Here is a 25,806-nt window from a genome sequence, read left to right on the forward strand (position 1 = left end):
GCCGTCAACCGGCGTCTGCGCCCAGCTCTGCCTCCCGCGGCCGCGCCTCCCGCGCGCACCACGGCCTAATCTGCGTCGAGCGCACTGGCGATCGACGCGGCGACCTCGTCCACCGTTCCCATCCCATCCACGTCGGCCAGCTTTCCCTGGGCCTTGTAGTACGGAATGAGCGCGGCCGTCTGGTCGTTGTAGTTCTTCAGGCGCACCTTGAAGGCCTCGACCGTATCGTCGGCGCGGCCTTCCTCCTCGGCGCGCTTGGCCATGCGGCGGACCAGCTCGTCCTGGTCGACTACGAGGCGCACCACCCGGTCGATCTCCGCGCCCCGTCCCTTGAGCAGCGCGTCGAGCGCCTCGGCCTGGGCGACCGTGCGCGGGAAGCCGTCGAAGATCGCTCCGCCGGCGCGCTCGGCGTCGGGCAGGCGCTCCTCGATCAGCTCGATGACGATCTCGTCGGAGACCAGGTCGCCGCGATCCATGATCGCCGCGACGCGCCGGCCGAGCTCGGTGCCCGCCTCCTTGGCGGCGCGCAGCATGTCTCCGGTCGACAGCTGGACCCAGCCGCGCTCGGCGACGAGCTTCTTGGCCTGGGTGCCCTTCCCGGCGCCCGGCGGACCGAACAGGATGATGTTCATCGCTTCCGGCCCCTCAGCTTCGTCTTCTTGATCAGGCCCTCATACTGGTGCGCGAGCAGGTGGGACTGGACCTGTCCGACCGTGTCGAGCGTCACCGACACCACGATGAGCAGCGCCGTGCCGCCGATATAGAACGGGATCTGGTATTGCGCGCGCAGGATCTCGGGCAGCAGGCAGACCGCGGTGAGATAGGCCGCGCCGATGACGGTGAGCCGCGACAGCACGTAGTCGAGATATTCCGCCGTGCGCCGGCCCGGCCGGATGCCCGGCAGGAAGCCGCCGTACTTCTTCAGGTTCTCCGCGGTGTCCTCCGGATTGAAGACGATCGACGTGTAGAAGAACGTGAAGAAGATGATCATCGCCGCGTAGAAGATCAGGAAAAGCGGCTGGCCCGGGCCGAGCATGGCGCTCAGCGTGCGCAGCCATTCCGGTCCCGACTGCGCGGAGAAACCCGCGATCGTCGTCGGCAGCAGCAGCAGCGAGGAGGCGAAGATCGCCGGGATGACGCCGGCGGTGTTGAGCTTCAGCGGCAGGAAGCTCGACTCCCCGCCCATCATGCGGTTGCCGACCTGGCGCTTGGGATACTGCACCAGCAGCCGTCGCTGCGAGCGCTCCATGAACACGACGAACAGGAGCACCGCGACCACCATCACCAGCATGGCGATGATCAGCGCGCCCGAGATGGCGCCGGTGCGGCCCTGCTGCAGGGTCTGGAACAGCGCGCGCGGCATTTCCGCGATGATGCCCGCGAAGATGATCAGAGACACGCCGTTGCCGACGCCGCGAGCGGTGATCTGCTCGCCGAGCCAGAGCAGCATCATCGTGCCGCCGACCAGCGTCACCACCGTGGTGATGCGGAAGAACCAGCCCGGATCGACGGCGATCGTCGCCCCCGTCGTCGGGTCGGGGCTCTCCATGCCCATCGCGATGGCGAAGGCCTGAACCCCGGCGAGCACGACGGTGAGATAGCGCGAATACTGGTTGATCTGCTTGCGGCCCGCCTCGCCGCCTTCCTTCTTCAGCTTCTCCAGCGCCGGCACGGTGGCCGCCATCAGCTGCATGATGATCGACGCGGAGATGTAGGGCATGACGTTCAGCGCGAAGATCGCCATGCGCTCCACGGCGCCGCCGGAGAACATGTTGAAGACGCCGAGAATGCCGCCCTGCTGCTGCTGGAAGGCGTTGGCGAAGACTGCGGGATCGACGCCGGGCATCGGCACGTAGGTGCCCAGCCGGTAGATGATCAGCACGAACAGCGTGAACAGGATGCGCTTCTGCAGCTCCTTCGCCTGGGCGAAGGCGCTGAAGTTCATGTTCGATGCGAGCTGTTCAGCGGCTGACGCCATGTCGGTCGATCACTCCATGCGCGCGTCCGGAAAGGACGGAGGCGGCCCCTCGATATGGGAAGCCGCCGCGGATCCGCCTGCTATTTCTTCTCGGACTTCTTCTTCGACGCCTTGGCCTCGCCGGCGTCCGCCTTCGCGGCGAGCACGGTCACCGAGCCGCCGGCCTTCGCGACGGCCGCCGCGGCCGGCTTCGAGGCGCCCGCCACCGACAGGTCGAGCTTCGTCTTGAGCTCGCCCCCGCCGATCACCCGCACGCCGTCCTTGGGCCGGCGGATCACGCCGGCGGCGACCAAGGCCGCAGCGTCGACCGGCTTCTTGGCGTCCAGCTTCTTCGCGTCGACGGCCGCCTGCAGCCGGCCGAGGCTCACCTCGGCGAACTGCTTGCGGTTCGGCTTGGTGAAGCCGCGCTTGGGCAGGCGCTGGTGGAGCGGCATCTGGCCGCCCTCGAAGCCCTTGACCGCCACGCCGGAGCGCGACTTCTGGCCCTTCACGCCGCGGCCGCCGGTCTTGCCCTTGCCCGAGCCGATGCCCCGGCCGATGCGCGTGCGTTCCTTCACCGCGCCGGCGTTGTCGCGCAGTTCGTTCAAGCGCATGAGAATTCTCCTTCAGCCGAGCGGCGGCGCTAGCCGCGCTCCTCGACGATTTCGACGATGTGGGCGACCTTGGCGACCATGCCGCGCACGGCCGGGGTGTCCTCCAGCGCGCGCTCGCGGCCGATCCGGCCGAGGCCGAGACCGCGCAGCGTGGCGACCTGGTCCTTCGGACGGCGGATCGCGCTGCCGGTCTGGCGCACGACGAGGGTCTTCTTCTGAGCCATCGTCCCGCCTCCTACGACTCGATCGCTTCGGGCGCCGAGGCGCCGTCATTGCGCCGGCCGGCCAGGTCGCCGACCTTCATGCCGCGCTTGGCCGCCACATTGCGCGGGCTTTCCTGGGCCTTGAGCGCCTCGAAGGTCGCGCGAACCATGTTGTAGGGGTTCGACGAGCCGGTGGACTTGGCCACGACGTCCTGGACGCCGAGGCTCTCCAGCACCGCGCGCATCGGACCGCCGGCGATCACGCCCGTGCCCGGAGGCGCGGCGCGCAGGATCACCTTGCCCGCGCCCCAGCGGCCGCGCGCATCGTGATGCAGCGTCCGGCCCTCGCGCAGCGGCACGCGGATCATCGTCTTCTTGGCCTCGTCGGTGGCCTTGCGGATCGACTCCGGCACTTCGCGGGCCTTGCCCTGGCCGAAGCCGACGCGGCCCTTCTGGTCGCCAACGATGGCGAGCGCGGCGAACTGGAAGTTCCGCCCGCCCTTCACCGTCTTGGCGACGCGGTTGATGTGGACGAGCTTGTCGACGAGCTCTTCGCCGCCGTCGTCGTCGTCCCTGCGCCTGCGGTCGCGACCGCGATTATCTTCTCGAGCCATGCGCCGCCTCCTTCTAGAAGTTCAGGCCGCCCTCGCGGGCGGCGTCGGCGAGCGCTTTGATGCGCCCGTGATAGATGTAGCCGCCGCGGTCGAACACCACGTCGGTCAGACCCTTCTTCTTCGCGCGTTCGGCGACGAGCTTGCCCACCTGCTCCGCAGCGGAGACGGTGGCGCCGCTCGCGCCCTTGCCGGCGACGTCCTTTTCCAGCGTCGAGGCCGCGGCGACGGTCTCGCCCTTCGAGTCGTCGATGATCTGCACGTAGATGTGCTTGGACGACCGGTGCACCGAAAGCCGGGGCCGACCGCCGGAATGCCGGGCCAGGCGACTGCGGTTGCGCAGCGCCCGGCGATGCATCTTCTCGCGTGAGGTTTTCATTGCTCGGCGGCCCTTACTTCTTCTTGCCTTCCTTGCGGCGGATCTGCTCGTCCGCGTACTTCACGCCCTTGCCCTTGTAGGGCTCCGGCGGGCGGAACTCGCGGATCTCCGCGGCGGTCTGACCGACGACCTGCCGGTCGGCGCCCTCGATCTTGATCTCGGTCGGCTTCGGCGTGGCGATCGTCACGCCGGGCCGCGGGGAATAGACCACGTCGTGGCTGAGTCCCAGCGAAAGCTTCAGGTCGGCGCCCTGCATCTGGGCGCGATAGCCCACGCCCACGAGCTCGAGATTCTTCTCGAAGCCCTGCGTGACGCCATGGACCATGTTTTTCACCTGGGCCCGAACCGTGCCCCACAGCGCACGCGCCTTCTGGGTGTCGTTGGCCGGATTGACGTGGATGGCGCCGTCCTCGTGGCGCACGTCGACCAGCGACGGGGCCGTGAAGTTCAGCTCGCCCTTCGGGCCCTTCACACGGATGGTGGAGCCGTCCAGCGACGCCTCGACGCCCGACGGGATCTCGACAGGCAGCTTGCCCAAACGCGACATCTTCGTCTCTCCCGTCTATCGGACCTGGCAGAGAATCTCGCCGCCCACGTTCTCAGCCCGGGCGGCCGCGTCCGACATCACGCCTTTCGGCGTGGAGACGATCGCGATGCCGAGCCCGTTCTGGATGAGCGGCAGATCTCTGACCTTGCGGTACTCACGGCGGCCCGGCTTCGACACCCGCTGGATGTCGCTGATGACGGGCGCGCCCTCGAAATACTTGAGCTCGATCTCGAATTCCTTGAAGCCCTTGGCGTCGGCCTTCTCCGAGTAGCCCCGGATGAAGCCTTCCTCCAGGAGCACCTCGAGCACGTGCTTGCGCAGCTTCGACGCCGGCGTGGTCACCGTCGTGCGGTTGCGCATGAGCGCGTTGCGGATACGCGTGAGCATGTCGCCGAGCGGATCGATCATGGGCATCGGACGTCCTCCCTCACCAGCTCGACTTGACCATGCCCGGCACGAGACCGTGGCTGGCCAGATTGCGAAGCGCGATGCGCGACATCTTCACCTTCCGGTAGTAGGCGCGCGGACGACCGGTCACCTCGCAACGATTGCGGATGCGCGTCGGCGCCGAATTCCGAGGCAGCTCGGCCAGCTTCAGCTGGGCGGCGAACCGCTCCTCGACCGGCTTCGACGTGTCGCGCGCGATCGCCTTGAGCCGCTCGCGCTTGGCCTCGTACCGCTTGGCCAGGCGGCGGACCCGCCGGTTACGCTCGATTGCGCTCTTCTTAGCCATTCATTCCTCTCCTGCGTGCGGATCCCCCATGGATCCGCGCTCCTGCCGCGTCAGTTCGAGAACGGGAAATCGAACTCGGCCAGCAGGGCCTTCGCTTCTTCATCCGTCCGCGCCGTGGTGCACACGATGATGTCCATGCCGCGGATCTTCTCGACCTTGTCGTAGTCGATCTCGGGAAACACGATGTGCTCCTTGAGCCCCATCGCGAAATTGCCGCGCCCGTCGAAGCTCTTTCCGCGGAGACCGCGGAAGTCGCGCACGCGGGGCAGCGCGATCGTGATCAGACGATCGAGAAACTCGTACATGCGATCCTTGCGAAGCGTGACCTTCGCGCCGATCACCTGCTCCTCGCGGACCTTGAAGCCCGCGATCGACTTCTTCGCCCGGGTCGCCACCGGCTTCTGACCGGAGATCGCCTCGAGATCGGCGAGCGCGGCCTGGATCTTCTTGGAGTCCTGCGCGGCCTCGCCGACGCCCATGTTGATCACGACCTTCTCCAGGCGCGGGATCTCCATGTCGTTCTTGTAGCCGAACGTCTCCTTCAGGCGCGCGCGGATCTCCTCGCGGTAGCGCGTGCGCAGGCGCGGCTCGTATTCAGCAACTTCAGCCATCGATGACCTCGCCGGATTTCTTCGCGACGCGAACCTTCTTGCCGTCCTTGCCGACGGTGAAGCCGACCCGGGTCGGCTCGCCGGTCTTGGGATCGGCGATCGCGACGTTCGAGGCGTCGATCGACGCCTCCTTCTCCTCGATCCCGCCCTGCTGGAACTGGGTCGGGCGCTGGTGGCGCTTGACCACGTTCACGCCGGACACGACCACGCGGCCGGTCTCGGGAATGACGCGCGTCACCTCGCCGGTCTTGCCCTTGTCGCGGCCGACCAGCACGACGACCTTGTCGCCCTTCTTGATCTTCGCGGCCATGGTTACAGGACCTCCGGGGCGAGCGAGACGATCTTCATCTGGTTCTTCTGGCGCAGCTCACGGGGAACCGGGCCGAAGATCCGGGTGCCGATCGGCTCGTTGTTATTGTTCAGCAGCACCGCCGCGTTGTTGTCGAAGCGAATGACGCTGCCGTCGCGGCGCTTGATGTCGCGCGCCGTGCGCACGACGACCGCCCGGCGGACATCGCCCTTCTTCACGCGGCCCTTGGGCGCGGCCTCCTTCACCGAGACGACGATGATGTCGCCCACGCCGGCGTAGCGGCGCTTGGCGCCGCCGAGCACCTTCAGGCACTGCACGCGGCGGGCTCCGGAATTGTCGGCCACGTCCAGATTGGATTGCATCTGGATCATCGTGATCCTCCGTTAAACTCGAGGGTCGGACCGGATCGGCGCTCACGCCTGCTCCGAGACGACCTCCCACCGCTTCAGTTTCGACTTCGGCGCGCACTCCTGGATGAGCACCTTGTCGCCGACCTTCCGCACGCCCGACTCGTCGTGCGCGTGGTATTTCTTCGAGCGGCGCACCGTCTTGCGCAGCAGCGGGTGGAGGAATGTCCGCTCCACCCGGACCACGACGGTCTTGGCCTGCTTGTCGCTCACCACGACGCCTTGCAGGATTCGCTTCGGCATCGCCCTAGCTCCCTTGTTTCTCAAGCGCGCGGCGGCGCATGTCGGTCTTGAGCCGGGCGATGTCCCGGCGGACCGTCTGCACGCGCGCGGTGTTCTCGAGCTGGCCCGAGGCCTGCTGGAACCGCAGATTGAACTGTTCCTTCTTCAGCTTCAGGAGCTCGTCCTGGAGCTGGTCGTCGCTCATGGCGCGGACGTCTTCGGCGTTCATCGGATCGACTCCCTTACTCGCCCGGCCGGGTCACGACCTTGGTGCGCACCGGCAGCTTCGCCGCGCCGAGGCGCAGCGCCTCGCGGGCGACGTCCTCGGGTACGCCGTCGATCTCGAACATGATCCGGCCCGGCTTGACCTTGGCCACCCAGTACTCGGGCGAGCCCTTGCCCTTGCCCATCCGGACCTCGGTCGGCTTCTTCGACACCGGCAGGTCGGGGAAGACGCGGATCCAGACGCGGCCGGCGCGCTTCATGTGGCGCGTGATCGCCCGGCGCGTCGCCTCGATCTGGCGCGCGGTGACGCGTTCCGGCTCGAGGGCCTTCAGGCCGTACGACCCGAAGTTCAGCGCGAAGCCGCCCTTGGCGTTGCCGTGGATCCGGCCCTTGTGAGCCTTCCGGAATTTGGTGCGCTTCGGTTGAAGCATGTCTCAAGCTCCCTCGGACCTGATCAAGCGGCCTGGCGGCCCGAACGGGCGCGCTGCTCGCCGGTTTCCTGGAGGCGGCGCTCCTGCGCCATCGGATCGTGTTCGAGGATCTCGCCCTTGTAGATCCACACCTTCACGCCGATGATTCCCATCGCGGTCTTCGCCTCGGCGAAGCCGTAATCGATGTCGGCGCGCAGCGTGTGAAGCGGAACGGAGCCCTCGTTGTACTGCTCGGTGCGCGCGATCTCCGCGCCGCCGAGACGGCCGCCGCAGATGATCTTGCAGCCCTGGGCGCCCATGCGCATGGCCGACTGCAGCGAACGCTTCATGGCGCGGCGGAAGGCCACGCGGCGCTCGAGCTGCTGGGCGATGCTCTCGGCGACCAGGTTGGCGTCGATCTCCGGCTTGCGGACCTCGACCAGGTTCAGGAAGACCTCGCCGTCGGTCATCTTCGCGACTTCGCGGCGCAGCTTCTCGATGTCCGCGCCCTTCTTGCCGATCACCACGCCCGGGCGGGCGGTGTGGATGGTGATGCGGCACTTCCGGTGCGGGCGCTCGATGACGATCTTCGAGACCGAGGCGTTCTTCAGCCGGTCCTTCAGGAAGTTGCGGATGCGCAGGTCCTCGTGGAGCAGGTCGGCGTATTCCTCGCCGCGCGCGTACCAGCGCGACTCCCAGGTCCGGTTGATGCCGACGCGCAGGCCGATCGGATTGATTTTCTGACCCATTACGCGGCCTCCTCGACTTCGCGCACGACGATCGTGAGTTCGGAGAACGGCTTCATGATGCGCGCGCCGCGGCCGCGAGCGCGGGCCCGGAAGCGTTTCATCACCAGGTTCTTGCCGACATAGGCCTCGGACACGACCAGCGAGTCGATGTCGAGACCGTGATTGTTCTCGGCGTTTGCGATCGCGGATTCGAGGACCTTCTTGACGTCCTTCGCGACGCGCTTGCGCGAGAAGCTGAGATCGTTGAGCGCGCGCTCCACGGGCTTGCCGCGGATCATCGACGCCACGAGGTTCAGCTTCTGCGGGCTGATGCGCATCATCCGCAGCTTGGCGCGCGCCTCGTTCTCAGCGACGCGGCGGGGATTTGTCGCCTTGCCCATCGCTTACTTCCTTCTCGCTTTCTTGTCGGCCGCGTGCCCGTAATAGGTCCGCGACGGCGCGAACTCGCCGAGCTTGTGGCCGACCATGTCCTCGGTGACGAGCACCGGGATGAACTTCGAGCCGTTGTGGACCTGGAAGGTCAGGCCGACGAATTGCGGCATGATGGTCGAGCGCCGCGACCAGGTCTTGATGGCCTGCTTCCGGCCGGCCTCGTGGGCGGCGTCGGCTTTCTTCAGGAGGTATCCGTCGACGAACGGACCTTTCCAGACAGAACGGGGCATGACTGCAGCGCGCTCCCTTAGCGTTTCTTGCGCTCGTGGCGCGAGCGGATGATGAACTTGTCGGTGGCCTTGTTCTTCCGGGTCTTGTGGCCCTTGGTGGGACGGCCCCACGGGGTCACCGGATGACGACCGCCCGAGGTGCGGCCTTCGCCGCCGCCGTGCGGGTGATCCACCGGGTTCATCGCCACGCCGCGCACCGCCGGACGGCGGCCCATGTGACGCTTCCGGCCGGCCTTGCCGAGATTGATGTTGAGGTGATCGGGATTGGACACCGCGCCGACGGTCGCCAGGCAGTCCTGGTGGACCATGCGCAGCTCGCCCGACATCAGCCGGATCTGCGCGTAGCCCGCGTCGCGGCCAACCAGCTGAGCGTAGGCGCCCGCCGAGCGCGCGACCTGGCCGCCCTTGCCCGGCTTCATCTCCACATTGTGGATGATGGTGCCGACCGGCATGGCGCGCAGGGGCATCGTGTTGCCCGGCTTCACGTCGACCTTGGCGCCGGAAACGACCGTGTCGCCGACCGACAGGCGCTGCGGCGCCAGGATGTAGGCGCGCTCGCCGTCCTCATAGCGGATCAGCGCGATGAACGCGGTCCGGTTCGGGTCGTATTCGAGCCGCTCGACGGTCGCGGGCGCATCGAACTTGCGCCGCTTGAAGTCGACGACGCGATAGAGCCGCTTGGCCCCGCCGCCGCGGCGGCGCGTCGTGATGCGGCCGGTGTTGTTGCGGCCGCCCTTCTTGCGCAGGCCTTCGACCAGCGTCTTCTCGGGCTTGCCGACGTGAAGGTCCCCGCGATTGACGAGAACGAGCGCGCGGCGGCCCGGCGAAGTCGGCTTGTAAGTCTTGAGAGCCATGATTCAAACCTCCTCGGGGCGCGCCTACAGCCCGGTCGTGACGTCGATGGAGTGGCCCTCTTCGAGGGTCACGACCGCCTTCTTGACGTCCTCGCGGCGGCCGACGATTCCGCGGAAGCGCTTCGTCTTGCCCTTCTGGCGCAGCGTGTTCACGGCCTTCACCTTGACCTTGAACAGCTCCTCGACCGCCTCGGCGATGTCCTTCTTGGTGGCCTCCAGCGGCACCTTGAACACGACCTTGTTGTCCTCCGACAGCAGGGTCGACTTCTCGGTGATCACCGGAGCCAGGATGGTGTCGTAATGACGCGCGGCGGGCATTACGCGGCCTCCTGCGGCGCGAGCCGCTCGTTGATCTTCTCGATCGCCGCCTTGGTCAGGACCAGCTTGTCGCGGCGAAGCACGTCGTAAACGTTCAGGCCCTGGGCGGGCAGCACGTCGACATTCGGGATGTTGCGCGCGGCGCGGGCGAAGTTCTCGTCCAGCGTCTCGCCGTCGATGACCAGCGCGTTCGCCACGCCGAGCTTTTCGAACGCGTCGGCGAGCGCCTTGGTCTTGGGCGCGTCGAGGCGGGCCTCATCGATGACGATCAGGTCGGACGCGCCCGCCTTGGCCGACAGGGCGTGCTTGAGCGCGAGCGCGCGGACCTTCTTCGGCAGGCTCGTGGCGTGCGAGCGCACGCGCGGGCCGTGGGCGACGCCGCCGCCGACGAAGATCGGCGCCGAACGCGCGCCGTGACGCGCGCCGCCGGTGCCCTTCTGGCGGTACATCTTCTTCTTGGTGCGGGCGATCTCGCCGCGCTCCTTGGTCTTGTGGGTCCCCGACTGACGCCGCGAGAGCTGCCACTTGACCGCGCGCTGGAGAATGTCGCCGCGGATCTCGCCGATGCCGAAGATGGCGTCGTCGAGATCGACCGATCCGGCCTTGCCGGCGTCGAGCTTGATCACGTCGATTTTCATGACTTCGAGTCCTCTTCGCCGGCCTCGCCCTCGGCGCCCTCGTCGACCGGCGCGCCCTCGGCGACCATCTCGGCCTCCTCGGAAGCGGGCTCGGGCGAGTCGACCGGCGCGTTCTGCTCGTCGAGCGTGGCGAACTTGCCCGGGAACGGCAGATCCTCGGCCTTGGCGCCCTTGACCGCGTCGCGGATCTCGACCCAGCCCTCGGCCGCGCCCGGCACCGCGCCGCGCACCAGCACCAGGCCGCGCTCGGGATCGACCCGGACCACCTCGAGATTCTGGACGGTCACCCGCTCCATGCCGAGATGGCCGGCCATCTTCTTGCCCTTGAACACCTTGCCGGGGTCCTGGCACTGGCCGGTCGAGCCGTGGGCGCGGTGCGAGATCGACACGCCGTGCGTGGCGCGCAGACCGCCGAAGTTCCAGCGCTTCATGCCGCCGGCGAAGCCCTTGCCGATCGAGATGCCCGCAACATCGACCTTCTGGCCGGGCACGAAGTGATCGGCCGCAAGCTTCGCGCCGGCGTCGATCAGCCCGTCCTCGGACACGCGGAACTCGACCAGCTTGCGCTTGGGCTCGACGGAGGCCTTGGCGAAATGGCCGCGCATCGCCTTCGGCGTGCGGCGCGCCTTCGCCTTGCCCGCCCCGAGCTGGAGCGCGGTGTAGCCGTCGCGGTCGGCGGTGCGCTGGGCGACCACCTGGACGTCGTCCATCTGCAGCACCGTCACCGGGACGTGATTGCCCTCTTCGGTGAAGACGCGCGTCATGCCCAGCTTGCGGGCGATCGCGCCGGTGCGGAGTTGTTGAGCCTGAGCCATCGCCTCACGCTCCCAGCTTGATTTCAACGTCCACGCCGGCCGACAGGTCGAGCTTCATCAGCGCGTCGACCGTCTGCGGCGTGGGGTCCACGATGTCGAGCATCCGCTTGTGCGTGCGGATCTCGAACTGCTCGCGGGCCTTCTTGTCGATGTGCGGAGACCGCAGCACCGTGAACTTCTCGATGCGCGTGGGCAGCGGGATCGGCCCGCGCACGTTTGCGCCGGTGCGCTTCGCCGTGGAGACGATCTCGCGTGCGGAGTTGTCCAGCACGCGGTGGTCGAACGCCTTCAGGCGGATGCGGATATTCTGTTGCGCCATCGGTCCGGTCCCGTGTTCCAGTCTCTCAAAACGCAGAGCGGGGCGACGCGGTGTTCATGGGCGCGCCGCCCCGATGCGAACTTCAGCCCCTGCGCCTACTCGATGATTTTCGAGACGACGCCGGCGCCGACGGTGCGTCCGCCCTCGCGGATGGCGAAGCGGAGCTTCTCCTCCATCGCGATCGGCGTGATCAGCTCGACCTCCAGCTCCACATTGTCGCCGGGCATCACCATCTCGGTGCCCGACTTCAGCGTGACCACGCCGGTCACGTCGGTGGTGCGGAAGTAGAATTGCGGCCGGTAGTTGGTGAAGAACGGCGTGTGACGGCCGCCCTCCTCCTTGGTCAGGATATAGGCCTCGCACTCGAACTTCTTGTGCGGCGTGATCGAGCCCGGCTTGGCCAGAACCTGGCCGCGCTCCACGCCGTCGCGCTCGACGCCGCGAAGCAGAACGCCGACATTGTCGCCCGCCTCGCCCTGGTCGAGCAGCTTGCGGAACATCTCCACGCCCGTGCACGTCGTCTTGACCGTGTCGCGGATGCCCACGATCTCGATCTCGTCGCCGACCTTCACCACGCCGCGCTCGACCCGGCCGGTCACCACCGTGCCCCGGCCCGAGATCGAGAACACGTCCTCGATCGGCATCAGGAAGTCCTGGTCCTTCGGACGCTCAGGTGTCGGGATGTAGTCGTCGACCGCCGCCATCAGCTCCTTGATCTTCTCCTCGCCGATCTCGGGATCGCGTCCCTCCATCGCCGCAAGCGCCGAGCCCGCGACGATCGGAATGTCGTCGCCCGGGAAGTCGTACGAGGACAGAAGCTCGCGCACCTCCATCTCGACGAGCTCGAGAAGCTCGGGATCGTCGACCTGGTCGACCTTGTTCAGAAACACGACCAGCGCGGGCACGCCCACCTGGCGGGCCAGCAGGATATGCTCGCGCGTCTGCGGCATCGGACCGTCGGCGGCCGAAACCACCAGGATCGCCCCGTCCATCTGGGCCGCCCCGGTGATCATGTTCTTCACGTAGTCGGCGTGGCCCGGGCAGTCGACGTGGGCGTAGTGACGGTTCTCCGTCTCGTACTCCACGTGCGCCGTCGAGATCGTGATCCCGCGCGCCTTCTCCTCCGGCGCGCCGTCGATCTGCTCATAGGCGCGGAAATCGCCGAAATACTTCGTGATCGCAGCCGTCAGCGTCGTCTTGCCATGGTCGACATGACCCACCGTGCCGATGTTCGCGTGCGGCTTCGTACGCTCAAACTTTTCCTTGGACATGGTCTCTACTCACTCTCGTCTCTGGCAGCGCTGACGATGCTGGCCTTCATTCTCAGGCGATTTTCGCGATCACTTCATCGGCCACCGCCTGCGGCACCGGCTCGTAGTGATCGAACTGCATGGTGTACTGGGCCCGGCCCTGAGTCGCCGAACGCAGCGTGTTGACGTAACCGAACATGTTGGCGAGCGGCACCATCGCGTTCACGACGGTCGCGTTGCCGCGCATCTCCTGGTCGCGGATCTGGCCGCGCCGCGAGTTCAGGTCGCCGATGACCGTGCCGGTGTACTCGTCCGGCGTGACGACCTCGACCTTCATCACCGGCTCGAGCAGCTTCAGCTTGAGGTTCGGCTTGGCTTCCTTCATGGCCGCCCGCGAGGCGATCTCGAAGGCCAGCACGGAGGAGTCGACGTCGTGATAGGCGCCGTCGACGAGCGTCGCCTTGAAATCGATCAGCGGGAAGCCGGCCATCAGGCCGTTCTCGCGCACCGAGTCGATGCCCTTTTCGACGCCCGGGATGTATTCCTTGGGCACGTTGCCGCCGACGATCTTCGACTCGAACTCGAAGCCTTCGCCCGGCTCGAGCGGCTCGAAATTGATCTTCACGCGCGCGAACTGGCCCGAACCGCCGGTCTGCTTCTTGTGCGTGTAATCGATCTCGTAGGCCTGACCGATCGTCTCGCGATAGGCGACCTGCGGCTGACCGATATTCGCCTCGACCTTGAACTCGCGCTTCATGCGATCGACCAGGATGTCGAGGTGAAGCTCGCCCATGCCCGCGATGATCGTCTGACCCGACTCCTCGTCGGTCGACACGCGGAAGGACGGGTCCTCGGCGGCGAGACGCTGTAGCGCCTGGCCGAGCTTTTCTTGGTCGGCCTTCGACTTCGGCTCGATCGCGATCTCGATGACCGGATCGGGGAATTCCATGCGCTCGAGGATGACCGGGCTGGACGGATCGCACAGCGTGTCGCCGGTCGTGGTGTCCTTCAGACCCGCGATGGCGACGATGTCGCCGGCGTAGGCCTCCTTGATGTCCTCGCGCGAGTTGGAGTGCATCAGCAGCATGCGGCCGACGCGCTCCTTCTTGTCCTTGACGGTGTTGAGCACCGAGGAGCCCTGGGTGAGCACGCCCGAATAGATGCGGCAGAAGGTGAGCGAACCCACGAACGGGTCGTTCATCACCTTGAACGCCAGCAGGGCGAGCGGGCTCGAGTCCGACGACTTGCGCTCGATCGGCTCGCCGGTCTTGGCGTCGACGCCCTGGATGTTCAGCACGTCCACCGGCGAAGGCAGATAGTCGACGACGGCGTCGAGCAGCGGCTGAACGCCCTTGTTCTTGAACGCCGTGCCGCACAGCACCGGCACGAAGTCCAGATGGATCGTGCCCTTGCGGATCAGCTCGCGCAGCGTGTCTTCCGACGGCTCCTCGCCCTCGAGATAGGCCTCCATCGCGGCCTCGTCCTGCTCGACGGCGGTCTCGACCAGCTTCTCGCGATACTCCGCGGCCTGGTCGGCGAGGTCGGCGGGAATGTCCTCTTCGTGGAACGCCGCGCCGAGGCCCTCTTCCTCCCAGATGATCGCCTTCATCTTCACCAGATCGACGACGCCCTTGAAGTCGCTCTCCGAGCCGATCGGCAGCTGGGCGACGAGCGGACGCGCGCCGAGGCGGTCCTCGATCATCTTCACGCAGTTGAAGAAGTCGGCGCCGAGCTTGTCCATCTTGTTGATGAACACGATCCGCGGAACCTTGTACTTGTCGGCCTGCCGCCAGACCGTTTCGGTCTGAGGCTCGACGCCGGCGTTGGCGTCAAGGGCGCACACCGCCCCGTCGAGGACGCGCAGCGAACGCTCGACCTCGATCGTGAAGTCCACGTGGCCGGGCGTGTCGATGATGTTCAGACGCTTCTCGCGCCAGAAGCAGGTCGTCGCGGCCGACGTGATCGTGATGCCGCGCTCTTGCTCCTGCTCCATCCAGTCCATGGTGGCCGCGCCGTCATGGACTTCGCCAATCTTGTGGGAACGTCCGGTGTAATAGAGGATCCGCTCGGTCGTCGTCGTCTTCCCGGCGTCGATGTGCGCCATGATGCCGAAGTTGCGGTAATCCTCGATTTTGTAGTCGCGGGCCATGGGGAGGGTCCTCGTCGGGTCGGGCGTGCGGTTACCAGCGGTAATGGGAGAAGGCGCGGTTGGCTTCGGCCATGCGGTGGGTGTCTTCCCGCTTCTTCACAGCCGACCCGCGGTTGGAGGAGGCGTCGAGCAGCTCCGCAGCCAGCCGCTCGCGCATGGTGTGCTCGTTGCGGGCGCGCGCCGCGGCGGCGAGCCAGCGGATCGCCAGCGCCTTGCGGCGCTCGGGACGCACCTCGACGGGCACCTGGTAGGTGGCGCCGCCGACGCGGCGGGAACGCACCTCGATCTCGGGCGCGACATTGTCGAGCGCTTCGTGGAAGACGCGCACGGGCTCGCGCTTGGCCTTGTCCTCGACGATGTCGAGCGCGCCGTAGACGATCCGCTCGGCGGCGGACTTCTTACCGGCGCGCATCATGTAGTTCATGAACTTCGTGAGGTCGCGATCGCCGAACTTCGGGTCCGGGAAGATCTCGCGTTTTTCTGCGCGGTGACGACGGGACATGCGAGCCTCTCCTACTTCGGACGCTTGGCGCCGTACTTCGAACGGCGCTGCTTGCGGTCCTTGACGCCCTGGGTGTCCAGCACGCCGCGAAGGATGTGATAGCGGACGCCGGGAAGGTCCTTCACGCGGCCGCCGCGGATGAGAACGACCGAGTGTTCCTGAAGGTTGTGACCTTCGCCCGGGATATAGCTCACCACTTCGTAGCCATTGGTCAGGCGCACCTTGGCGACCTTTCGAAGCGCCGAGTTCGGCTTCTTCGGCGTGGTCGTGTAGACGCGCGTGCACACGCCGCGACGCTGCGGGCAGGCCTGCAGGGCCGGCACCTTGTTGCGCTTCGGCTTGTCTTTCCGCGGCTTGCGGATGAGCTGATTGACTGTCGGCATCCGGCTCTCGTCCGTTCCTGATCCAGCGTCCACGTCACCCGCTCTGGCGGGATGACGCGTAAAACCCGTCCGGAAAGCGTCAGCCGAGCGCCGGCGCATCCGGACGGTGTCCAAGTCTTTTTCCAGTGTTCCGGGCGACGTCTAATCCGCGAGCGGATTACGGCTCACCCCCGAAAACGAGCGCGGAACCTATTCGCACCGCCGGTTCCAGTCAAGCGCGCCATGACGGGAAATATGCAGGCGCGCGCCTCGCCTGCCCCTGCAGGAAAGAAAAGCCCGCGGACCGGCGTCCGCGGGCTTTCCCGATCAGGGCCGAAGCGGCCGCGCGACGACTCACCCGTCGGCGTGCTTCTCCTCCTCGGCGGCCTCCTCGATCTCGGCGGGCAGCGCCTCGGCGCCAGCCTCGGCGGCCTCCTTCTGGGCGGCGATGCGCTCGCGGTCGCGTTCGTCGGCGACCGCCTGGTATTCGCGCATGAGCCCGCCGGTGCCCGCCGGAATGAGCCGGCCGACGATGACGTTCTCCTTGAGGCCCTCGAGCGTGTCCGTCTTGCCCTGGACGGCCGCCTCGGTGAGGACGCGGGTCGTCTCCTGGAACGAAGCCGCGGAGATGAAGGAGCGCGTCTGCAGCGACGCCTTGGTGATGCCCAGCAGGACGGGCTCGCCGACCGCCGGCTTCTTCTTCTCGGCTTCGAGGCGCTCGTTCGTCTCGAGATACTCGATCTTGTCGATCTGTTCAGCGGCGAGATAGCCCGAATCGCCGGGCTGCATGATCTCGACCTTCTGGAGCATCTGCCGGACGATGACCTCGATGTGCTTGTCGTTGATCGGCACGCCCTGCAGCCGGTAGACCTCCTGGATCTCGTTGATCAGGTAGTCGGCGAGCGCCTCCACCCCGAGAATCCTCAGAATGTCGTGCGGCGCGGGATTGCCGTCGAGCAGGTATTCGCCGCGCTGGATGACGTCGCCTTCCTGCACGGTGAGGTGCTTGCCCTTCGGCACGAGGTATTCGGCGGGCTCGGCGCCCTCCTCTTCCGGCACGATGGCGATCCGGCGCTTGTTCTTGTAGTCGCGCCCGAACTCCACGCGGCCGGTGATCTCGGCGATGATCGCGTGATCCTTGGGCCGGCGCGCCTCGAACAGCTCCGCCACCCGCGGCAGACCGCCGGTGATGTCGCGGGTCTTGGCGCCCTCGGTCGGGATCCGCGCGATGATGTCGCCTGGCTGGACCTCGTCGCCGTCGGCGATCGAGAGAATCGCGCCCACCGACAGCATGTAGTTGGCCGGCGCTCCGTTAGGCAGCTTGACCGGCTCGCCCTTGTCGTCGGTGACGATCACGGCGGGCTGGATCGAGCTCGACTTCGTCGACGCGCCGCGCCAGTCGATAACCACCTTCGAGGAGATGCCGGTGGCCTCGTCGGTCTCTTCCTTGACCGACACGCCCTCGGTGACGTCGACGAACTTCACCTTGCCGCCGACCTCGGTGACGATCGGCATGGTGTAGGGGTCCCACTCGACGATGCGTTCGCCGCGCTTGACCTTGGCGCCCTCGTCGACGCGCAGCTTGGCGCCGTAGGGCAGCTTGTAGCTCTCGCGCTCCTTGCCGTCGGAATCGACGACCGCGACCTGCATGTTGCGGCTCATCACGATGAACGCGCCCTCGGAGTTCTTCACCGTGGAGCGGTCCGTGAACGCGATCTTGCCTTCATGCGTGGTCTCGATGAAGGACTGCTCGGAGACCTGGGCGGTGCCGCCGATGTGGAAGGTCCGCATCGTCAGCTGGGTGCCCGGCTCGCCGATCGACTGGGCGGCGATGACGCCGACGGCTTCGCCGATATTGACCCGCGTTCCGCGGGCCAGGTCGCGGCCGTAGCAGGTCGCGCAGACACCGGTTCGCGTCTCGCACGTCAGCGGCGAGCGCACCTTCACCGACACCACGCCGGCCTTTTCGATCGCGGCGCACAGATCCTCGTCGAGATAGGCGTCGACGGGCGCGATGAGTTCGCCGCTCTCGGGCTCCTTGACCTCCTCGGCGGTCGTGCGGCCGAGAATGCGCGAAGACAGGGACGCGACGACCTCGCCGCCCTCGATCACCGCGGAGAGCTCGATGCCGTCCGAGGTGCCGCAATCGTCCTCGGTGACGATGCAGTCCTGGGCGACGTCGACCAGGCGGCGGGTGAGATACCCCGAGTTCGCGGTCTTGAGCGCCGTGTCGGCCAGGCCCTTACGCGCGCCGTGCGTCGAGTTGAAGTACTCGAGCACGGTGAGGCCTTCCTTGAAGTTCGAGATGATTGGCGTCTCGATGATCGAGCCGTCCGGACGGGCCATCAGGCCGCGCATGCCGGCGAGCTGCTTCATCTGGTTCTTCGAACCCCGGGCGCCGGAGTGGGCCATCATGTAGATCGAGTTCACCTCGCCTTCCCGGCCGTCCTCGCCCGCCTGGGGCTTGGAGATCTCGTCCATCATGGCGTCGGCGACCTTGTCGGTGCACTTCGCCCAGGCGTCGACCACCTTGTTGTACTTCTCGCCCTTGGTGATCAGACCGTCGACATACTGCTGCTCGTAATCTGCGACGAGCGCGCGGGTCTCGCCGACGAGATCGTGCTTGGCGTCGGGAATGAGCATGTCGTCCTTGCCGAACGAGATGCCCGCCCGGGCCGCCTCGCGGAAGCCGAGTCCCATGATCTTGTCGCAGAAGATCACCGTCGCCTTCTGGCCGGTGTGGCGATAGACCTGATCGATCATCGACCCGATCGCCTTCTTGGTCAGAAGGTCCTCGAGCAGGTGCGGCCCGAGCTCGGGATGCTTGGGCATGTGCTCGAGAATCTTCATCCGGCCCGGCGTCGTCTCGATGACGCGCGCGCGGACGGTGCCGTCGGGATCGGCGGCGTCGTAGCGCGCCTTGATCCTGGTGTGCAGCGTGACATCGCCGGATTCCAGCGCGGCCTCGATCTCGGCCATGGTCGCGAAGATCTTGCCCTCGCCCGGCTCGCCGTCCTTGGCGATCGAGAGATAGTAGAGCCCCAGCACGATGTCCTGCGACGGCACGATGATCGGCTTGCCGTTGGCCGGGCTGAGGATGTTGTTCGTCGACATCATCAGCACGCGCGCCTCGAGCTGCGCCTCCAGGCTCAGCGGGACGTGCACGGCCATCTGGTCGCCGTCGAAGTCGGCGTTGAACGCCGCGCAGACCAGCGGGTGGAGCTGGATCGCCTTGCCCTCGATGAGCTTGGGTTCGAAGGCCTGGATGCCGAGACGGTGCAGCGTCGGCGCCCGGTTGAGCAGGACCGGGTGCTCGCGGATCACCTCGTCGAGCACGTCCCAGACCTCGGGACGCTCCTTCTCGACCATCTTCTTCGACTGTTTGACCGTGCCCGACAGCCCCTTGGCGTCGAGCCGGGCGTAGATGAACGGCTTGAACAGCTCGAGCGCCATCTTCTTGGGCAGGCCGCATTCCTGCAGCTTCAGCTCCGGGCCGACCACGATGACCGAGCGACCGGAATAGTCGACGCGCTTGCCGAGCAGATTCTGGCGGAAGCGGCCCTGCTTGCCCTTGAGCATGTCGGAGAGCGACTTCAGCGGACGCTTATTGGCGCCGGTGATGACGCGGCCGCGGCGGCCGTTGTCGAACAGGGCGTCGACGGCCTCCTGCAGCATCCGCTTCTCGTTGCGGATGATGATGTCGGGCGCGCGCAGCTCGATCAGCCGCTTGAGGCGGTTGTTCCGGTTGATGACGCGGCGATAGAGGTCGTTGAGATCCGACGTGGCGAACCGGCCGCCGTCGAGCGGCACCAGCGGGCGCAGCTCCGGCGGGATGACCGGCACCACGGTCATGATCATCCATTCCGGCTTGTTCTTCGAGACCAGGAAGGATTCGATCAGCTTCAGGCGCTTGGCGTACTTCTTGAGCTTCAGCTCCGAGCCGGTCTCGGTCATGTCCTCGCGAATGCGCTCGACCTCCTTTTCGAGATCGATGCCCATGAGGATCTCGCGGATCGCCTCGGCGCCGATGCCCGCGGTGAAGGCGTCCTCGCCGTACTCGTCGATCGCCTCGTAGTACTCCTCCTCCGTCAGCAGCTGGTTGGGCTGCAGCGGGGTGAGGCCCGGCTCGGTGACGATGTAGGCCTCGAAGTAGAGCACCCGCTCGACTTCCTTGAGCGGCATGTCGAGCATCAGCGCGATGCGCGAGGGCAGCGACTTGAGGAACCAGATGTGGGCGACCGGCGCGGCCAGCTCGATATGGCCCATGCGCTCGCGGCGCACCCGCGCCAGGGTGACTTCGACGCCGCACTTCTCGCAGACGATGCCCTTGTACTTGATGCGCTTGTACTTGCCGCACAGGCACTCATAGTCCTTCACCGGACCGAAGATGCGCGCGCAGAACAGGCCGTCGCGCTCCGGCTTGAAGGTCCGGTAGTTGATCGTCTCGGGCTTCTTCACTTCGCCGTAGGACCAGGAGAGAATCTTCTCCGGGCTGGCCAGCGAGATCCGGATCCGGTCGAAGGTCGGGCCTTCGGCGGCCGGGTTGAAGATGTTCATGACCTCTTGGTTCATGGTCCGTCTCCTTGACGGTGGCGGCGGCGGAGCGCGAGGGGCATCGGCCCCGCCGCCTTAGAAGTGTTCAGCGCCTTACGGCCCTTATTCGTTCACCAGCTCGACGTTCAGTCCGAGCGAGCGCATCTCCTTGACGAGCACGTTGAAGCTCTCGGGGATGCCCGCCTCGAAGGTGTCGTCGCCGCGCACGATGGCCTCGTAGACCTTGGTGCGGCCGGCGACGTCGTCGGACTTCACCGTCAGCATTTCCTGGAGGGTGTAGGCCGCGCCGTAGGCTTCCAGCGCCCAGACCTCCATCTCGCCGAAGCGCTGACCGCCGAACTGCGCCTTGCCGCCCAGCGGCTGCTGGGTGACCAGCGAGTACGGGCCGATCGAGCGGGCGTGGATCTTGTCGTCCACGAGGTGGTGCAGCTTCAGCAGGTGCTTGATGCCGACGGTCACCGGACGACGGAACGCGTCGCCGGTCTGGCCGTCATACAGCGTCACCTGCCCGCTCTCGTCGAGCCCGGCGCGCTTGAGCATCTCGACGACGTCCGGCTCGCGGGCGCCGTCGAACACCGGCGTCGCGATCGGCACGCCGTTCGACAGGTTGCGCGCGAGCTCGGAGACCTCCTCGCCCGAGGACGGCAGCTCCTGCTTGTCGCCGTAGGCCTCCTCGATCACGCCCTTGAGCGCCTTGACCTTGCCGTCGCGCTTGTAGGCCTCGTAGGCCTCGCCGATCTGGCGACCGAGGCCCTTGCAGGCCCAGCCCAGATGGGTCTCGAGGATCTGGCCGACATTCATCCGCGAGGGCACGCCCAGCGGGTTGAGCACGACGTCGACCGGGGTGCCGTCGTCGGTGAAGGGCATGTCCTCGATCGGCGCGATCTTGGAGATGACGCCCTTGTTGCCGTGACGGCCGGCCATCTTGTCGCCGGGCTGAAGCTTGCGCTTCACCGCGACGAAGACCTTGACCATCTTCATCACGCCCGGCGGCATCTCGTCGCCGCGCTGCAGCTTCTCGACCTTGTCCTCGAAGCGGCTGTCGAGCCGCGCCTTGGACTCGTCGTACTGCTTCTTCAGCGCCTCGACCTCGGCCATCGCCTGCTCGTCGTCGAGGCCGATCTTCCACCACTGGCTCCGCGGCGCGTCGGCGAGCGACTCCTCGCTCACCTGGCCCTTCTTGAAGCCCTTCGGTCCGGAGACGGCCTTCTTGCCGACCAGGATGTCCTGGAGACGGGAGAAGATGTCGCGCTCGAGAATGGCGAGCTCGTCGTCGCGGTCCTTGCCGAGGCGCTCGATCTCCTCGCGCTCGATGGCGATGGCGCGCTCGTCCTTGTCCACGCCGTGGCGGTTGAAGACGCGCACTTCCACGATCGTGCCCGAGGCGCCCGGCGGCAGGCGCAGGGACGTGTCGCGCACGTCGGAGGCCTTCTCGCCGAAGATCGCGCGCAGGAGCTTCTCCTCCGGCGTCATCGGGCTCTCGCCCTTCGGGGTCACCTTGCCGACCAGGATGTCGCCGGCCTCGACCTCGGCGCCGATCGCCACGATCCCCGCCTCGTCGAGATTGCGCAGGGCCTCCTCGCCGACATTGGGGATGTCGCGGGTGATCTCCTCCGGGCCGAGCTTGGTGTCGCGCGCCATGACCTCGAACTCCTCGATATGGATCGAGGTGAAGACGTCATCGCGCACGATGCGCTCGGAGATGAGGATGGAGTCCTCGAAGTTGTAGCCGTTCCACGGCATGAAGGCGACGAGCACGTTGCGGCCCAGCGCCAGCTCGCCGAGATCGGTCGAGGGACCGTCGGCGATGATGTCGCCGGCCTTGACCTGGTCGCCGACCTTCACGATCGGGCGCTGGTTGATGCAGCTCGACTGGTTCGACCGCTGGAACTTCGACAGCGTGTAGATGTCGACGCCGGATTCCGCGGCGCCGATGTCGCCCGTCGCGCGGACCACGATGCGCATGGCGTCGACCTGCTCGACCACGCCGTCCCGACGCGCGGCGATCGCCGCACCGGAATCGCGCGCGACAACGGACTCCATGCCGGTGCCCACGAGCGGCGCCTCGGCGCGCAGCAGCGGCACCGCCTGGCGCTGCATGTTCGAGCCCATGAGGGCGCGGTTGGCGTCGTCATTCTCCAGGAAGGGAATGAGCGCGGCGGCGACCGAGACCACCTGCTTCGGCGAGACGTCGATATAGTCGACGTCCTCGCGCGGCACGAGGGTGGCGTCGCGATTGGGGCCGACGCGGCAGTTGACGAACTCGTTCTCCAGCTCGCCCTTGGCGGTCACCGAGGCGTTGGCCTGGGCGATCGAGTACTTCGCCTCCTGCATCGCCGAGAGATAGTCGACCTGGTTGGTCAGCTTGCCCTTCTCGACCTTGCGGTAGGGGCTCTCGATGAAGCCGTACTTGTTGACCCGCGCATAGGTCGACAGCGAGTTGATCAGGCCGATGTTCGGACCTTCCGGCGTCTCGATCGGGCAGATCCGGCCGTAATGAGTCGGGTGCACGTCGCGCACCTCGAAGCCGGCGCGCTCGCGCGTCAGACCGCCCGGGCCGAGCGCCGAGAGGCGACGCTTGTGGGTGACCTCGGAAAGCGGGTTCGTCTGGTCCATGAACTGGGACAGCTGCGAGGAGCCGAAGAATTCGCGCACCGAGGCCGCCGCCGGCTTGGCGTTGACCAGGTCGTGGGGCATGACGGTCTCGATATCGACCGAGCTCATGCGCTCCTTGATCGCGCGCTCCATGCGCAGCAGGCCGATGCGGTACTGGTTCTCCATCAGCTCGCCGACCGAACGCACCCGGCGATTGCCGAGATTGTCGATGTCGTCGATCTCGCCCTTGCCGTCGCGCAAGCCGACGAGAACGCGCAGCACCTCGACGATGTCCTCCTTGCGCAGGACGCGCACGTCGTCGGGGCACTCGATGTCGAGGCGCATGTTCATCTTCACCCGGCCGACCGGCGACAGGTCGTAGCGTTCGGGATCGAAGAACAGCCCCTGGAACAACGCTTCGGCCGTCTCCGGCGTCGGCGGCTCGCCCGGGCGCATCACCCGGTAGATGTCGACGAGCGCCTGGTCGCGGTTCTCGTTCTTGTCCGCGGCCAGCGTCGATCGCATGTAGCCGCCGACATTGATGTCGTCGATGTCGAGCACGTCGATCGACTTCACGCCGGCGTCCTGGAGCGTCTGGAGGACCTCCTCGGTCAGCTCGTCGCCCGCCTCGGCGTAGATCTCGCCGGTCTCGAGATTGACCAGGTCCTCCGCGGCGTAGCGGCCGACGAGGTCGTCATCGGCGACCAGCAGCTTCTTAACGCCGTCGTCGGCGATCTTGTTGGCGGCGCGCGCCGACAGCTTCTTGCCCGCCGGCGCGATGACGTCGCCCGACTTGGCGTCGACCAGGTCGCGCGCGGGCTTCACGCCGCGCCAGCGCTCCTTGACGTAGGGGACCGTCCAGCCCTTCTTGGTGCGCTCGTAGGTGACGCGGTCGTGGAAGGTGGAGAGGATCTCCTCCTTGTCCAGGCCGAGCGCGTAGAGCAGCGTCGTCGCCGGCAGCTTGCGGCGCCGGTCGATGCGGACATGGACGATGTCCTTGGCGTCGAACTCGAAATCGAGCCACGAGCCGCGATAGGGAATGATCCGCGCGGCGAAGAGATACTTGCCCGAAGCGTGGGTCTTGCCCTTGTCGTGGTCGAAGAACACGCCCGGCGAGCGGTGCATCTGCGAGACGATGACGCGCTCGGTGCCGTTGATGATGAAGGTGCCCTTGTCCGTCATGAGCGGGATGTCGCCCATGTAGACGTCCTGCTCCTTGATGTCCTTGACCGACCGGGCGCCCGTCTCCTCGTCCACGTCGAACACGATCAGGCGCATCTTCACCTTGAGCGGCGCGGCGTAGGTAAGATCGCGCTGGATGCACTCGTCGACGTCATACTTGGGCGGCTCGAATTCGTAGGACACGAACTCGAGCACGGCGCGCTCGGAGAAATCCTTGACCGGAAAGACGGACTTGAACACCGCCTGCATGCCCTCTTCGGGGCGGTCGGCGTGCGTCATGTCCTTCATCAGGAACTGGTCGTAGGAATGCTTCTGAACCTCGATGAGGTTCGGCATGTCGACCGCTTCGGGAATGCGGCCGAACGATTTGCGAATGCGCTTCTTGCCGGTGAACGACAGACCCATTTCCGCTCCCTTTGCAGGCTCTCAGCCTTGCGCCGTCAGACGGGGCGATGCGCGCCCCCGCTCATTCCAGTAGAAAACCCGACCCGCGCCGGGCGCCGCCGCTTCCGGAATGACACGAAGCGGCGGACTGACTCTGAAAACGGCCCGACGGGCGCGCGGGACTCCCGTCCCGCACGCCCGCCGGAAACCTCATGGCGATGGAACCCGCGGCATCGGGGCTCCGGCCTCGCCTATTTGAGCTCGACCTGGGCTCCGGCCTCTTCGAGCTTCTTCTTCATTTCCTCGGCCTCGTCCTTGGCGGCGCCTTCCTTGACGGCCTTGCCGCCGGCTTCCACCAGTTCCTTGGCTTCCTTCAGGCCGAGACCCGTGATCGCGCGGACTTCCTTGATCACGTTGATCTTCTTGTCGCCCGCATTGACGAGGATCACGTCGAACTCGTCCTTTTCCTCGGCGGCTTCGCCGCCGGCGTCGCCGCCGGCCGCCGGGCCCGCGACCGCCACCGGAGCGGCGACCTTGATGCCCTTTTCCTCGAGGATGTCGTTGAGCTCCTTGGCCTCCAGAATGGTCAGGCCCAGCAGCTCGTCGGCAAGTTTCGCAACATCAGCCATTTTTTCAGTTCCTTGCGTTTCGCAGTTAGTCGGTTCGAATTGCGGAGAATGACCTCAGCCTTCGGCCTGCTCGCCGATCGCCTGGATCTGCGAGGCGAGCTTCTCGCCCGGCGCGTTGAGCCGGCTCGCGACCTCCGAGGCCTGGCCGGTGAGCCGGGCCGCGATGGAGGCGATGAGCTCCTCGCGCGACGGCATCTTGGAGAGGTTCACGACGCCCGTGTCGTCGAAGACCTCCTCCTCCATGAAGCCGCCGATGATGACGAAGTTGTCGTTCGCCTTGGCGTACTCGACCGCGACTTTCGGCGCGGCCGTGAAATCCTCGGAGAACGCGATCGCGACCGGACCCTCGAACAGGTCCGACGCGCCCTCGCCCTTCTGGCCCTGCAGCGCGATCTTCGCGAGCCGGTTGCGCACCACTTTCAGGCGGCCGCCGACTTCGCGGAGCTTGCCGCGGAGCTCGGTCATTTCCGCAACGGTCAGGCCCGAATAGCGGGCCATCACCACGCTGCCCGTCGAGGAGAAGATATCCTTCAGCTCCTCGACCGCGGCTTCCTTGGCGCGTCTTTCCATTGCGGTCTCCCTGTCTGAACCGTCCCCCATGGACGGTTCCCGAAG

At 66.6% G+C, this 25,806-nt stretch carries 31 protein-coding genes; all 31 read right to left on the reverse strand.

The window, feature by feature from the left end:
• Positions 1-65 precede the first annotated feature (65 nt).
• Positions 66-632, reverse strand: a complete 567-nt coding sequence (locus DDZ18_RS12250; protein WP_109253689.1) for an adenylate kinase — start codon at positions 630-632, stop codon at positions 66-68.
• Positions 629-1,978: a preprotein translocase subunit SecY gene (gene secY, locus DDZ18_RS12255; protein WP_109253690.1), complete on the reverse strand. Its 1,350-nt coding sequence runs from the start codon at positions 1,976-1,978 to the stop codon at positions 629-631. The genes DDZ18_RS12250 and secY overlap by 4 nt, the downstream gene beginning before the upstream one ends.
• A gap of 80 nt (positions 1,979-2,058) precedes the next feature.
• A complete protein-coding gene (gene rplO / locus DDZ18_RS12260) occupies positions 2,059-2,571 on the reverse strand; it encodes a 50S ribosomal protein L15 (protein WP_109253691.1) in 513 nt (170 codons plus the stop codon).
• 29 nt (positions 2,572-2,600) lie between these two features.
• A complete protein-coding gene (gene rpmD, locus DDZ18_RS12265; protein ID WP_109253692.1) occupies positions 2,601-2,795 on the reverse strand; it encodes a 50S ribosomal protein L30 in 195 nt (64 codons plus the stop codon).
• A gap of 11 nt (positions 2,796-2,806) precedes the next feature.
• A complete protein-coding gene (rpsE, locus tag DDZ18_RS12270; protein ID WP_109253693.1) occupies positions 2,807-3,388 on the reverse strand; it encodes a 30S ribosomal protein S5 in 582 nt (193 codons plus the stop codon).
• A gap of 13 nt (positions 3,389-3,401) precedes the next feature.
• Positions 3,402-3,764 carry a 50S ribosomal protein L18 gene (gene rplR / locus DDZ18_RS12275; protein ID WP_109253694.1) on the reverse strand — a complete coding sequence of 121 codons (363 nt, stop codon included), beginning with the start codon at positions 3,762-3,764 and terminating at the stop codon, positions 3,402-3,404.
• A gap of 13 nt (positions 3,765-3,777) precedes the next feature.
• Positions 3,778-4,311: a 50S ribosomal protein L6 gene (gene rplF / locus DDZ18_RS12280; RefSeq protein ID WP_109253695.1), complete on the reverse strand. Its 534-nt coding sequence runs from the start codon at positions 4,309-4,311 to the stop codon at positions 3,778-3,780.
• A 15-nt stretch (positions 4,312-4,326) separates the two neighbouring features.
• A complete protein-coding gene (gene rpsH, locus DDZ18_RS12285; protein WP_109253696.1) occupies positions 4,327-4,725 on the reverse strand; it encodes a 30S ribosomal protein S8 in 399 nt (132 codons plus the stop codon).
• A 13-nt stretch (positions 4,726-4,738) separates the two neighbouring features.
• On the reverse strand, positions 4,739-5,044 hold the full coding sequence (rpsN, locus tag DDZ18_RS12290; protein WP_109253697.1) for a 30S ribosomal protein S14: 306 nt from the start codon (positions 5,042-5,044) through the stop codon (positions 4,739-4,741).
• Positions 5,045-5,094: 50 nt separating this feature from the next.
• Positions 5,095-5,655, reverse strand: a complete 561-nt coding sequence (gene rplE / locus DDZ18_RS12295; protein WP_109253698.1) for a 50S ribosomal protein L5 — start codon at positions 5,653-5,655, stop codon at positions 5,095-5,097.
• On the reverse strand, positions 5,648-5,965 hold the full coding sequence (rplX, locus tag DDZ18_RS12300) for a 50S ribosomal protein L24 (protein ID WP_109253699.1): 318 nt from the start codon (positions 5,963-5,965) through the stop codon (positions 5,648-5,650). The genes rplE and rplX overlap by 8 nt, the downstream gene beginning before the upstream one ends.
• 2 nt (positions 5,966-5,967) lie before the next feature.
• Positions 5,968-6,336, reverse strand: a complete 369-nt coding sequence (gene rplN / locus DDZ18_RS12305; RefSeq protein WP_109253700.1) for a 50S ribosomal protein L14 — start codon at positions 6,334-6,336, stop codon at positions 5,968-5,970.
• A gap of 42 nt (positions 6,337-6,378) precedes the next feature.
• Positions 6,379-6,615 (reverse strand): 30S ribosomal protein S17, encoded by a 237-nt coding sequence (gene rpsQ, locus DDZ18_RS12310; protein ID WP_109253701.1) that lies wholly within the window; start codon positions 6,613-6,615, stop codon positions 6,379-6,381.
• Between the two features lie 4 nt (positions 6,616-6,619).
• A complete protein-coding gene (rpmC, locus tag DDZ18_RS12315; protein ID WP_109253702.1) occupies positions 6,620-6,823 on the reverse strand; it encodes a 50S ribosomal protein L29 in 204 nt (67 codons plus the stop codon).
• 13 nt (positions 6,824-6,836) lie between these two features.
• Positions 6,837-7,250 (reverse strand): 50S ribosomal protein L16, encoded by a 414-nt coding sequence (gene rplP, locus DDZ18_RS12320; RefSeq protein WP_109253703.1) that lies wholly within the window; start codon positions 7,248-7,250, stop codon positions 6,837-6,839.
• Between the two features lie 23 nt (positions 7,251-7,273).
• Positions 7,274-7,978 carry a 30S ribosomal protein S3 gene (gene rpsC, locus DDZ18_RS12325; RefSeq protein ID WP_109253704.1) on the reverse strand — a complete coding sequence of 235 codons (705 nt, stop codon included), beginning with the start codon at positions 7,976-7,978 and terminating at the stop codon, positions 7,274-7,276.
• Complete coding sequence (gene rplV / locus DDZ18_RS12330) at positions 7,978-8,358, reverse strand: 50S ribosomal protein L22 (RefSeq protein WP_109253705.1); 381 nt, start codon at positions 8,356-8,358, stop codon at positions 7,978-7,980. Before rplV ends, rpsC begins: the two co-directional genes overlap by 1 nt.
• Positions 8,359-8,361: 3 nt before the next feature.
• Positions 8,362-8,640: a 30S ribosomal protein S19 gene (rpsS, locus tag DDZ18_RS12335; RefSeq protein WP_109253706.1), complete on the reverse strand. Its 279-nt coding sequence runs from the start codon at positions 8,638-8,640 to the stop codon at positions 8,362-8,364.
• A 17-nt stretch (positions 8,641-8,657) separates the two neighbouring features.
• Positions 8,658-9,494, reverse strand: coding sequence for a 50S ribosomal protein L2 (gene rplB, locus DDZ18_RS12340; RefSeq protein ID WP_109253707.1), 837 nt, complete (start codon positions 9,492-9,494; stop codon positions 8,658-8,660).
• A gap of 24 nt (positions 9,495-9,518) precedes the next feature.
• Positions 9,519-9,812, reverse strand: coding sequence for a 50S ribosomal protein L23 (locus DDZ18_RS12345; RefSeq protein ID WP_109253708.1), 294 nt, complete (start codon positions 9,810-9,812; stop codon positions 9,519-9,521).
• A complete protein-coding gene (rplD, locus tag DDZ18_RS12350; RefSeq protein ID WP_109253709.1) occupies positions 9,812-10,450 on the reverse strand; it encodes a 50S ribosomal protein L4 in 639 nt (212 codons plus the stop codon). The genes DDZ18_RS12345 and rplD overlap by 1 nt, the downstream gene beginning before the upstream one ends.
• Positions 10,447-11,265 carry a 50S ribosomal protein L3 gene (rplC, locus tag DDZ18_RS12355; protein WP_109253710.1) on the reverse strand — a complete coding sequence of 273 codons (819 nt, stop codon included), beginning with the start codon at positions 11,263-11,265 and terminating at the stop codon, positions 10,447-10,449. The genes rplD and rplC overlap by 4 nt, the downstream gene beginning before the upstream one ends.
• 4 nt (positions 11,266-11,269) lie before the next feature.
• Positions 11,270-11,584 carry a 30S ribosomal protein S10 gene (gene rpsJ, locus DDZ18_RS12360; RefSeq protein ID WP_109253711.1) on the reverse strand — a complete coding sequence of 105 codons (315 nt, stop codon included), beginning with the start codon at positions 11,582-11,584 and terminating at the stop codon, positions 11,270-11,272.
• A gap of 95 nt (positions 11,585-11,679) precedes the next feature.
• Positions 11,680-12,855 (reverse strand): elongation factor Tu, encoded by a 1,176-nt coding sequence (tuf, locus tag DDZ18_RS12365; protein WP_109253712.1) that lies wholly within the window; start codon positions 12,853-12,855, stop codon positions 11,680-11,682.
• A 52-nt stretch (positions 12,856-12,907) separates the two neighbouring features.
• On the reverse strand, positions 12,908-14,983 hold the full coding sequence (fusA, locus tag DDZ18_RS12370) for an elongation factor G (protein WP_109253713.1): 2,076 nt from the start codon (positions 14,981-14,983) through the stop codon (positions 12,908-12,910).
• 31 nt (positions 14,984-15,014) lie between these two features.
• A complete protein-coding gene (gene rpsG, locus DDZ18_RS12375) occupies positions 15,015-15,485 on the reverse strand; it encodes a 30S ribosomal protein S7 (protein WP_109253714.1) in 471 nt (156 codons plus the stop codon).
• An 11-nt stretch (positions 15,486-15,496) separates the two neighbouring features.
• Positions 15,497-15,868 carry a 30S ribosomal protein S12 gene (gene rpsL / locus DDZ18_RS12380; RefSeq protein WP_109253715.1) on the reverse strand — a complete coding sequence of 124 codons (372 nt, stop codon included), beginning with the start codon at positions 15,866-15,868 and terminating at the stop codon, positions 15,497-15,499.
• 333 nt (positions 15,869-16,201) lie between these two features.
• Positions 16,202-20,419: a DNA-directed RNA polymerase subunit beta' gene (gene rpoC / locus DDZ18_RS12385; protein ID WP_109253716.1), complete on the reverse strand. Its 4,218-nt coding sequence runs from the start codon at positions 20,417-20,419 to the stop codon at positions 16,202-16,204.
• An 84-nt stretch (positions 20,420-20,503) separates the two neighbouring features.
• A complete protein-coding gene (gene rpoB, locus DDZ18_RS12390; RefSeq protein WP_109253717.1) occupies positions 20,504-24,583 on the reverse strand; it encodes a DNA-directed RNA polymerase subunit beta in 4,080 nt (1,359 codons plus the stop codon).
• A 230-nt stretch (positions 24,584-24,813) separates the two neighbouring features.
• Positions 24,814-25,191, reverse strand: a complete 378-nt coding sequence (gene rplL / locus DDZ18_RS12395) for a 50S ribosomal protein L7/L12 (RefSeq protein WP_109253718.1) — start codon at positions 25,189-25,191, stop codon at positions 24,814-24,816.
• A 54-nt stretch (positions 25,192-25,245) separates the two neighbouring features.
• Entirely contained in the window at positions 25,246-25,761 is a 516-nt protein-coding gene (gene rplJ / locus DDZ18_RS12400; RefSeq protein WP_109253719.1) for a 50S ribosomal protein L10, read from the reverse strand.
• Between the last annotated feature and the right edge of the window lie 45 nt (positions 25,762-25,806).

Source organism: Marinicauda salina (assembly GCF_003122085.1).
In the GTDB taxonomy this organism is placed as follows: Bacteria; Pseudomonadota; Alphaproteobacteria; order Caulobacterales; family Maricaulaceae; genus Maricicauda_A; species Maricicauda_A salina.